The organism is Achromobacter sp. Marseille-Q0513, from assembly GCF_018195695.1.
GTDB lineage: Bacteria > Pseudomonadota > Gammaproteobacteria > Burkholderiales > Burkholderiaceae_B > Achromobacter.
The window spans coordinates 1-9,296 of sequence record NZ_JAGTJY010000216.1 but is presented as its reverse complement, the minus strand read 5'-3'; the positions used below and the strand labels follow the sequence as shown (position 1 = coordinate 9,296).

Below are 9,296 nucleotides of genomic sequence, written 5' to 3'. Positions count from 1 at the left end.
GCACCTGGACGCCATCCAGGCTCGCAGCGGCCTGGACATCGCCGACCTGCAGACACAGCTGGTCGAGCTGGAACTGGCGTCGCGCGTCGCGCGGCTCGACGACGGACGCTACCAGCGCTTGAAGTGAGGCCGCGCGAAGCAGCGCATGCGCCGCCGCCCGCCAGGCCTGCCGCGCACGCGGCGCGACGCGGCGAATCCGCGCCATGCCCGCACCGCGCCAGCCCTCAAGAGACTGCCTGGCCGCGCGGCATCAGCGGCATTTAGCGGGGCCGGACCATGCCGGTTTCATGCGCGGTAATATGGTTCCGGGCCGCGCTGGCCCGTACCGATACAGGAAGAGACATGGCTTTGCCCTCCCGCGTCAAGATCGTCGAAGTATCGCCCCGCGACGGTCTGCAGAATGAAAAGGAATTCGTGCCCACCGACGTCAAGGTGGAGCTGATCGACCGCCTGGCCGCCGCCGGCTTTCCCAATGTCGAGGCGGCTTCCTTCGTCTCGCCCAAGTGGGTGCCGCAGATGGCCGACGGCGCCGAGGTGATGACGCGCATCGCGCGCCGCCCCGGCACGATCTACTCGGTGCTGACGCCCAACATGAAGGGCTTCGAGGGCGCGCTGGCGGCCCGCGCGGACGAAATCGTGATCTTCGGCGCGGCCAGCGAGGCCTTCTCGCAAAAGAACATCAACTGTTCGATCGCCGAATCCATCGCCCGCTTCGAGCCCGTGGCCGAAGCGGCGCGCGCGGCCGGCATCCGCGTGCGCGGCAGCATCAGCTGCGCGCTGGGCTGCCCCTACCAGGGCGAGGTCGCGCCGGAAGCCGTGGTCGATGTGGCGCGCCGCTACCTGGCCATGGGCGTGGACGAGATCGACGTGGCCGACACCATCGGCGTGGGCACGCCGCGACGCGTGCGCGAAGTCATGGAAGCGGTGACGCGGGTGGTGGATCCTGCGCGCGTGTCCGGCCATTTCCACGACACCTACGGCCAGGCGCTGGCCAACATCCTGGCCGCGCTGGAAACCGGCATCTCGATCTTCCACACCTCGGTGGCGGGCCTGGGCGGCTGCCCCTACGCCAAGGGCGCGACCGGCAACGTGGCCACCGAGGACGTGCTGTACATGCTGCGCGGCCTGGACATCGACACCGGCGTGGACTTCGACGCCGTGGTGGACATCGGCCAATGGATGGCCGGCCATCTGAACCGCAAGGGCTCCAGCCGCGCCGGCAACGCCATCGCGGCCAAGCGCGCCGCATGAGCGTGAACGCAAGCGCGCCGACCGCCGAGGAACGCGCCGCGCTGCTGCGCGATATCGGGCCCCTGCCCTTGTCGGGCCAGGCCTGGCCCGACTGGGTCCGCATCCTGTCCTGGGTGATCCTGGCGGTGCTGGGCGTGCAGGCGGTCACCTCCGCCATCGGCGCGCCGGACGCGCTCGAAGCGCTGCCCGCCCTGCTGGCCGGCCTGTGCTTCGCCGCGCTGCTGTTCGTGGCCTGGCACATGCAGACCTCGATCACCACCATCGACGAGCGCGGCCTGCGCCAGAGCTGGTACCGACGCCGCGAAGTGGCCTGGGAAGACGTGCGCCAGGCGCGCTTCGTGCCCATGCTGTTTTCCAAGCGGCTGGTGATCTTCACGTACAGCGGCCGGCCGGTGATCTTCCAGGGCGGCACGCGCGAGCTGCGCGCGGCGTTCGTCAAGATCGCTAGAGTGTATTGATCTCCCCCCCCGAAGCGCTGCGCGCTTCCCCCCCAGGGGGGCGCAGCTACGGACCTGCGGAGCCGGATCCGTGCTGCCCCGATGGTGGGGCGCTGGTGGCATGCGGAGGGGATGGCTCGACTGTAGCTGCGGTGGCTTCGTTGTGGCGAAGTCGAATCAGCGGTCAGAAAAAACGGCCTCATGTTTTGCATGAGGCCGTTTTCTTGTCTTGCGGATTTGCCGTGGCGGGCTAGCGGATCGGCAGTGCGTACATGAGGCCGCCTTGCGTCCATTGCGCGTTCAGGCCGCGCTGGATTTTCAGCGGGCTGCCCTGGCCGACGTGGCGTTCGAAGCTTTCGCCGTAATTGCCCACCTGCTTGACGATCTGGTAGGCCCATTTTTCGTCCAGCCCCAGATTGGCGCCGCTGCCGGCGGTGACGCCGAGGATGCGCTTGATGTTGGGGTTGGCGCTGTTCTTGGCCAGGTCGTCCACGTTCTTGGAAGTGATGCCGTATTCCTCGGCCTCGATCATGGCGGACAGCGACCAGCGCACGATGTTGAGCCAGGCGTCGTCGCCCTGGCGCACGAAGGGGCCCAGCGGTTCCTTGGAGATGATCTCGGGCAGCACCACGTAGTCGTCCGGGTTCTGCAGCTTGGAGATGCGGATCGAGGCCAGGCCCGAGGCGTCGGTGGAGAACACGTCGCAACGGCCGGCCGCGAAGGCGTTGACCACTTCGTTGAAGGTCTCGATGACGACCGGCTTGTAGGTGACGTGATTGGCGCGCGCCCAGTCGGCCAGCGTGTTCTCGTTGGACGTGCCGGTCTGCAGGCAGATGGTGGCGCCGTTGATGTCCTTGGCGCTCTTGACGCCCAGCGACTTGGGCACCAGGAAGCCCTGGCCGTCATAGAAATTGATGCCGGCGTGGATGATGCCCAGCGCGGTGTCGCGCTGCTGCGTGACCGTGGTGTTGCGCGTCAGCACGTCCACTTCGCCCGATTGCAGGGCCGTGAAGCGCTGCTGCGAATTGAGCGGCACCACCTTGATCTTGTCGGCGTCGCCGAACACCGCGGCGGCCACGGCGCGGCACAGATCCACGTCCAGACCTTGCCACTTGCCTTGCGCGTCGGGCGCGGAAAAGCCCGCGAAGCCCGTGGTCGTGCCGCAAGTCACGGCGCCGCGCTGGCGCACCACGTCCAGCGTGGCCGCTTGCGCGCCCTGTGCCGCGGCCGCCAAGAGCGCCGCGCCGATCAAGCCTTTTGCAATGTTCATGACCTGGATTCCTGTCCTGTTGATGCCGGGCGCGGAAACGCGCCAAGCCGCGAAGCTTATCGACATAAGGCGCCCGCAACAAATAACGGCCGCTTATTTAGGTATGCCTGCCACGCAGGAAGCGTGACAGGCGGGAACAAGAGTAAACCGTGGCGGCGGTCCGCCGCGCCGCGCGCGTTTGCGAAGGATCAGGCCGCCAGCGAAATCGACACCGGCGCGTTGGCCTCGCAGGCATCCAGCGCGCGGCCCAGCCGCACCATGCCCTCGGCGATCTGTGCCTCGTTCATGGTGGCGAAGGACATGCGCATGGCGTGCAGGTCGGCCTGCGCCGCGTCGGCGTAGAAGGCCTTGCCCGGCACGTACACGACTTCATGTTCGATGGCGTAGGGCAACAGCCGCGTGGCGTCGATCTCGCCCGTCAGGCGGGCCCAGAAGAACATGCCGCCCTCGGGCTTGCTGAAGCGCACGCGCCCGTCCAGCTCGCGCGACAGCGCCTCGGCCATCGCGTCGCAGCGCAGGCCATAGGCGGCGCGGATGCGCGGCACATGCTCTTCGTAGCGGCCGTTGGCCAGGTATTGCGCCACCACTTCCTGGATCCAGGCCGAGCAGGCCATGTCGTCGGCCGCCTTGGCGCTGACGCAGCGGCCGCGGATCGCGGGCGGAGCCACCAGCCAGCCGATGCGCAGCCCCGGCGCCATGGTCTTGGACATGCTGGCCAGGTAGACGGCCCAGTGACGGGCCTCGCCCTCGGCCAGCGCGGCGATGGGCGGCACGGCCTCGCCGGCGAAGCGCAGCTCGCTGTAGGGATCGTCCTCGACGATCAGGAAGCGGTGCTTGACGGCCAGCTCCAGCAGGCGCAGCCGGCGCGCGCGCGTCAGCGTCGCGCCGCAGGGGTTCGAGAACGAGGCCACCACGCACACGATCTTGGGCTTGACGCGCGCGGCCAGTTCATCGAGCGCATCCACGTCGATGCCTTCGGGGCCGGACGGCACGGTGTGCACGGTGGCGCCGGTATAGCGCAGCGCCTGCACCGAATTCGGAAAGGCCGGCGTCTCGATGATGGCGTGGTCGCCCGGCTGCAGCATGACGCGCGTGAGCAGCGCCAGCGCCTGTTGCGAGCCGCCGGTGACGGCCAGCTCGGTGTCCGCGTCGCAGCGCAGGCCGCGCGCGGCCGACAGGCGCGCCAGCTCATGGCGCAGGCTGGCCTGGCCATCGATGTTGGAATACTGCAGGCAGGCGCCCAGGCGCGCCATGACCTGGGACGAGGCCAGCGACAGGCCGTCCACGTCGAACAGCTCGGGCGCCGGATAGCCGCCGGCCAGCGAGATCGTGCCCGGACGCATGGCGTAGGGCATGAGCGAGCGGATCGGCGAGGCGGGGGGATTCAGGAAGGGCGTGGCAAAGGCGTATTCGGGCGCTGCGCTGGACATGGCGGGACGATGGGCAGGAGGAAGGACCGTGTCGCCCGCGGGGCGGCGCCGGATGGCTTGGAACCTTGAGACATAAAGAAATGCCGATAAATTCTAAGCCTGCGAATTGCACAGGGTCAACGCCATCCCGACCCCGTGTAGCGGAACCCGCCGCCACAGTCCTAAACTATGGGACATCGCATATTCCAGAGACCTGCATGACCGCCATCGACACCATGGCCGGGCGCCTCGCCCAGATCCGGCTACGCATCGCCCAGGCCTGCCAGCGCGCCGGCCGCGACCCGCTGGACGTGACGCTGCTGCCCGTCAGCAAAACCTTCGGCGTCGACGCCGTCCGCGAAGCCATGGCGCTGGGCCTGACCCGGTTCGGCGAGAACAAGACGCAGGAAATCCGCCAGAAGGCGGCCGCCCTGTCGGGGCAGGGCCTGCAATGGGTGCTGATCGGCCATCTGCAGACCAACAAGGCCAAGGACGCCGCGCGCGACGCCGCCGAGGTGCAATCGCTGGACCGCCTGGATCTGGCCGAGGCCCTGCACCGCCGGCTGGCGCAAGAGGGCCGCACGCTGGACGCGCTGGTGCAGGTCAAGACCTCCAGCGAACCCAGCAAATACGGCATGGCGCCGGAAGACGTGCCGGCCTTCCTGCGCCGCATCGCGTCCGACTTCCCCACGCTGCGCGTGCGCGGCCTGATGACGCTGGCCGTGAACTCGCCCGATCCCGCCGAGGTGCGGGCGTGCTTTCGCGCGCTGCGCGAGCTGCGCGATCGGCTGAGTCAGGACCTGCCCGACGGCATGTCGCTGGACCGGCTGTCGATGGGCATGAGCGGCGATTTCGAGCTGGCCATCGAGGAAGGCTCGACCGAGGTGCGCATCGGCACGGCCATCTTCGGCGCCCGCAGCTATCCCGAGCCGCAATAGCCGGACCTCATCGCGCGCGCCCGGGCGGCCGGATGCCGCGCCGCAGCGCCTGAAAAACCGCAACCATGCGCCGAAACGCGCAGGCATAATAACGGCGCAAAACAGCGCGGCCGCGCCGAGCGGCGCCCGCCCGCGCATCCATATCGATCCCGCACGAGGAGACAACCCCATGCACAAGCACGCGAAGCGCCTGTTGGCGCTGGCCGCCCTGTCCCTGGCCGCCACGGCTGCCAGCGCCCAATCCTGGCCCACCCAGCCGATCCGCTGGATCGTGCCCTATCCGGCCGGCGGCGGCGCCGACGTGGTCGCGCGCACGGTCGCCGGCGGCATGGAAAAGCCGCTGGGCCAGACCATCGTGGTCGAGAATCGCCCCGGCGCGGCCACCATCATCGGCGCGACCGCCGTGTCCCAGGCCGAGCCGTCCGGCTACATGATCGGCACCGCCGATTCGGGCACGCTGGCCTTCAACCCCTCGCTGTACGCCAAGCTGTCCTACGACCCGTCCAAGTTCACCTACATCGGCGGCATCGCCAAGTTCCCGCTGCTGCTGGCGGTGAACGTGAACTCGCCGTACAAGTCGGTGGCCGACGTGATCGCGGCCGCCAAGAAAGAACCGGGCAAGCTGACCGCCGCCTCGGCCGGCGCGGGCTCGCCCCACCATCTGGCGCTGGAGCTCTTCAAGCAGCGCACCGGCGCCGAGCTGCTGCACGTGCCCTACAAGGGCGCCGCGCCCGCCATCCAGGACCTGCTGGGCGGACAGGTGGACGTGATGTTCATCGACCTGGCCGCCGGCCTGCCCAACGTGAAGGCGGGCAAGCTGCGCGTGCTGGCCGCGGCCACGCCCGAGCGCGTCGCCGTGCTGCCGGACGCGCCGACCATGGCCGAGCAGGGCGTGGCCAACTTCACCGCCTACGCCTGGCAGGGTCTGGTGGCGCCGGCCGGCGTGCCGGAGAACGTGGTCAAGAAGCTGTCGGCCGATCTGGACGCCACGCTCAAGACCCCGGCCGTTTCGCAGAAGATGATGGACATGGGCGTGATCCCCATGCCGCTGTCGGCACAGGAATTCAAGGCCTATGCCGACCAGGAACGCACCGCCTGGGCGGACGTGATCAAGAAGGCCGGCATCAAGCTCGAATGAGCGCGCCGGCATGACACGGGACGCGGCCTTCGGGCCGCGTTTTTTTTCGTCCCGACGCCTTGATGAACTCTTGAGCTTGCTTCCGGCGCTTTCATGCGCTGGCTCTAATCGCCGCAACCATCGCGCGATGCGCATCAATCAGGAGTCTTCATGAAAGCCCGCGTTTTCCTTTCCCTGGCCCTGGCCCTGCCGGCCGCGGCCCACAGTTTCACCGTGCAGATGATGCACGTCACGCCGGATGGCATCGGCCAGCTGGCCGGCACCATGAAGATCGAGGACAGCGCCGCCGGCGCCCGCCTGACGCCGGACCTGCGCGGCCTGCCGCCGGGTCCGCACGGCTTCCACCTGCACCAGAACGGCGACTGCGCCCCGACCGTGGTCGACGGCAAGGCCACGCCCGCCGGCGCGGCGGGTGGTCACTGGGATCCGGCCGGCCACGGACATCACCTGGGTCCGCAGCTGGGCCACGCCGCCGGCAAGGGCCACCAGGGCGACCTGCCCCGCCTGGAAGTTTCCGCCGATGGCAGCGTCCACGGCGCCGTGGTTGCGCCACGCCTAAAGGCCAGCGATTTCAAGGGCCGCAGCCTGATGATCCATGCCGGCGGCGACAACTACAGCGACACGCCCGCGCCGCTGGGCGGCGGCGGGGCGCGCATCGTCTGCGGCGTCGTGCGCTGAACCTCCGCGCCTGCCCGGCGCGCCGGTAGCGATGGCGATCATTGATGTGCCGCATGAGGCCGGCGACGGCCTGTCGCGGCGCCTGCTCCGGGTTGGGCGCCATGCTCGTATCGATCTGCGCCGCGCAAAGCAAAACGCCCGGCGAAACCGCCGGGCGTTTGCAAGACAGCGATACCCGCCAGCAGGCGGGCGCGTGACGGCTACACCAGCACGCGCTCGATGCCGCCCGCGTTGGCGCGGCGCACATAGTCTTCCATCCAGCCTTCGCCCAGGATGTGGCGCGCCATCTCGACCACGATGTAGTCGGCGTCCATGCCGGTGTCGCCCTCGTAGCGCGACAGGCCCTGCAGGCAGGACGGACAGGACGTCAACACCTTCACGTCGCCGTTGTAGCCATCGCCGCGCAGCGTCTCCGCGCCCTTGAGCAGCTCTTCCTGCTTGCGGAAGCGCACCTGCGTGGACACGTCGGGCCGCGACACGGCCAGCGTGCCGGACTCGCCGCAACAGCGGTCGCTCTTGATGGCGCCATCGCCCACCAGCGAACGCACGGTCTTCATCGGATCCTGCAGCTTCATGGGCGTGTGGCAGGGGTCGTGGTACATGTAGCGCACGCCCTTGGCGCCGTCGAGCTTGATGCCCTTTTCCAGCAGGTACTCGTGGATGTCGATCAGGCGGCAGCCCGGGAAGATCTTGTCGAACTCATAGCCCGACAGCTGGTCGTAGCAGGTGCCACAGCTGACCACCACGGTCTTGATGTCCAGGTAGTTCAGCGTGTTGGCCACGCGGTGGAACAGCACCCGGTTGTCGGTGATGATCTGCTCGGCCTTGTCGGTCATGCCGTTGCCGCGCTGGGGATAGCCGCAGCACAGGTAGCCCGGCGGCAGCACGGTCTGCACGCCGGCGTGCCACAGCATGGCCTGGGTCGCCAGGCCCACCTGCGAGAACAGGCGCTCGGAGCCGCAGCCGGGGAAGTAGAACACCGCCTCGGTGTCGGCAGAGGTCGACTTGGGATCGCGGATGATCGGGACGTAGTTGGCGTCCTCGATGTCCAGCAGCTTGCGCGCGGCCTGCTTGGGCAGGCCGCCCGGCATCTTCTTGTTGACGAAGTGGATCACCTGCTCGCGCAGCGCCGGCTTGCCCACCGTGGCGGGCGGCTGCGCGGTCTGCTTGCGCGCCAGGCCCGACAGCAGGTCGTGCGCGGCACGCTGGATCTTGTAGCCCACGCCCACCATGGCCTTGCGGGTGGCGTTGATGGTGGCCGGATCCTTCGCGTTCAGGAAGAACATGGCGCTGGCCGTGCCGGGGTTGAACGACTTGCGGCCCATGCGACGCAGCAGCGCGCGCATGTTCATGGACACGTCGCCGAAGTCGATATCCACCGGACAGGGCGTGTAGCACTTGTGGCAGACCGTGCAGTGGTCGGCCACGTCCTCGAACTCTTCCCAGTGCTTCAGGCTGACGCCGCGACGGGTCTGCTCTTCGTACAGGAAGGCCTCGACCAGCAGCGAGGTCGCCAGGATCTTGTTGCGCGGCGAGTACAGCAGGTTCGCGCGCGGCACGTGGGTCGAACAGACCGGCTTGCACTTGCCGCAGCGCAGGCAGTCCTTGATGGATTCGGAGATGGCGCCGATGTCGCTCTGCTGCATGATGAGCGACTCGTGTCCCATCAGGCTGAAGCTGGGCGTCCAGGCGTGGCGCAGGTCGGCGCCGGGCATGAGCTTGCCGGCATTGAAGTGGCCGTTGGGGTCGACGCGGCGCTTGTATTCCTGGAACGGGGCCAGCTCGGCCTCGGTCAGGAATTCGTACTTGGTCAGGCCGATGCCGTGCTCGCCGGAGATCACGCCGTCCAGGTCGCGCGCGATCTGCATGATGCGCTCGACGGCCGCATGGGCTTCGCGCAGCATGCCGTAGTCGTCGGAGTTGACCGGGATGTTGGTGTGCACGTTGCCGTCGCCGGCGTGCATGTGCAGGGCCACGAACACGCGGCTCTTGAGCACGCGGCCATGGATGGCGACGAGTTCATCCAGGCTGCGCTTGCCGGCCGCGCCGGAAAACAGGCGCTGCAGGCCCGCCAGCACTTCGACCTTCCAGGACACGCGGATGGTCCGGTCCTGCACCACGGCGAAGACGCGCGCGGCGGGCTGCGCGCGTCTTCGACGTGGTGCAGGACCGGAC

At 68.5% G+C, this 9,296-nt stretch carries 8 protein-coding genes and 1 pseudogene; 6 read left to right on the top strand and 3 right to left on the bottom strand.

Annotation, left to right across the window (positions count from 1 at the left end):
- From KDH83_RS27250 to KDH83_RS27240, 3 genes and pseudogenes are all read left to right on the top strand, one after another.
- Positions 1-127: pseudogene (locus KDH83_RS27250) on the top strand (DNA-protecting protein DprA); the annotation flags it as partial.
- Between the two features lie 215 nt (positions 128-342).
- Complete coding sequence (locus tag KDH83_RS27245; RefSeq protein ID WP_212321445.1) at positions 343-1,251, top strand: hydroxymethylglutaryl-CoA lyase; 909 nt, start codon at positions 343-345, stop codon at positions 1,249-1,251.
- The gene (locus KDH83_RS27240; protein ID WP_212321443.1) at positions 1,248-1,709 is read left to right on the top strand and encodes a hypothetical protein; all 462 of its coding nucleotides are present in this window, start codon (positions 1,248-1,250) and stop codon (positions 1,707-1,709) included. The genes KDH83_RS27245 and KDH83_RS27240 overlap by 4 nt, the downstream gene beginning before the upstream one ends.
- A gap of 229 nt (positions 1,710-1,938) precedes the next feature.
- On the opposite strand, the gene KDH83_RS27235 is transcribed toward KDH83_RS27240, so the two are convergent.
- Together KDH83_RS27235 and KDH83_RS27230 are read right to left on the bottom strand one after the other, a co-directional pair.
- The gene (locus KDH83_RS27235) at positions 1,939-2,958 is read right to left on the bottom strand and encodes an amino acid ABC transporter substrate-binding protein (protein ID WP_103271465.1); all 1,020 of its coding nucleotides are present in this window, start codon (positions 2,956-2,958) and stop codon (positions 1,939-1,941) included.
- 188 nt (positions 2,959-3,146) lie between these two features.
- A complete protein-coding gene (locus tag KDH83_RS27230) occupies positions 3,147-4,388 on the bottom strand; it encodes a PLP-dependent aminotransferase family protein (protein WP_212321441.1) in 1,242 nt (413 codons plus the stop codon).
- Positions 4,389-4,585: 197 nt separating this feature from the next.
- On the opposite strand from KDH83_RS27230, the gene KDH83_RS27225 reads away from it, so the two are divergent.
- From KDH83_RS27225 to sodC, 3 genes are all read left to right on the top strand, one after another.
- A complete protein-coding gene (locus KDH83_RS27225) occupies positions 4,586-5,305 on the top strand; it encodes a YggS family pyridoxal phosphate-dependent enzyme (protein ID WP_212321439.1) in 720 nt (239 codons plus the stop codon).
- Positions 5,306-5,474: 169 nt separating this feature from the next.
- A complete protein-coding gene (locus tag KDH83_RS27220; protein WP_212321437.1) occupies positions 5,475-6,443 on the top strand; it encodes a tripartite tricarboxylate transporter substrate binding protein in 969 nt (322 codons plus the stop codon).
- Between the two features lie 150 nt (positions 6,444-6,593).
- Positions 6,594-7,121: a superoxide dismutase family protein gene (sodC, locus tag KDH83_RS27215; RefSeq protein WP_212321435.1), complete on the top strand. Its 528-nt coding sequence runs from the start codon at positions 6,594-6,596 to the stop codon at positions 7,119-7,121.
- 200 nt (positions 7,122-7,321) lie between these two features.
- Here the strand turns inward: sodC and KDH83_RS27210 are convergent.
- On the bottom strand, positions 7,322-9,296 hold a 1,975-nt coding region (locus KDH83_RS27210; RefSeq protein ID WP_212321433.1), incomplete at its 5' end, for an FAD-binding oxidoreductase.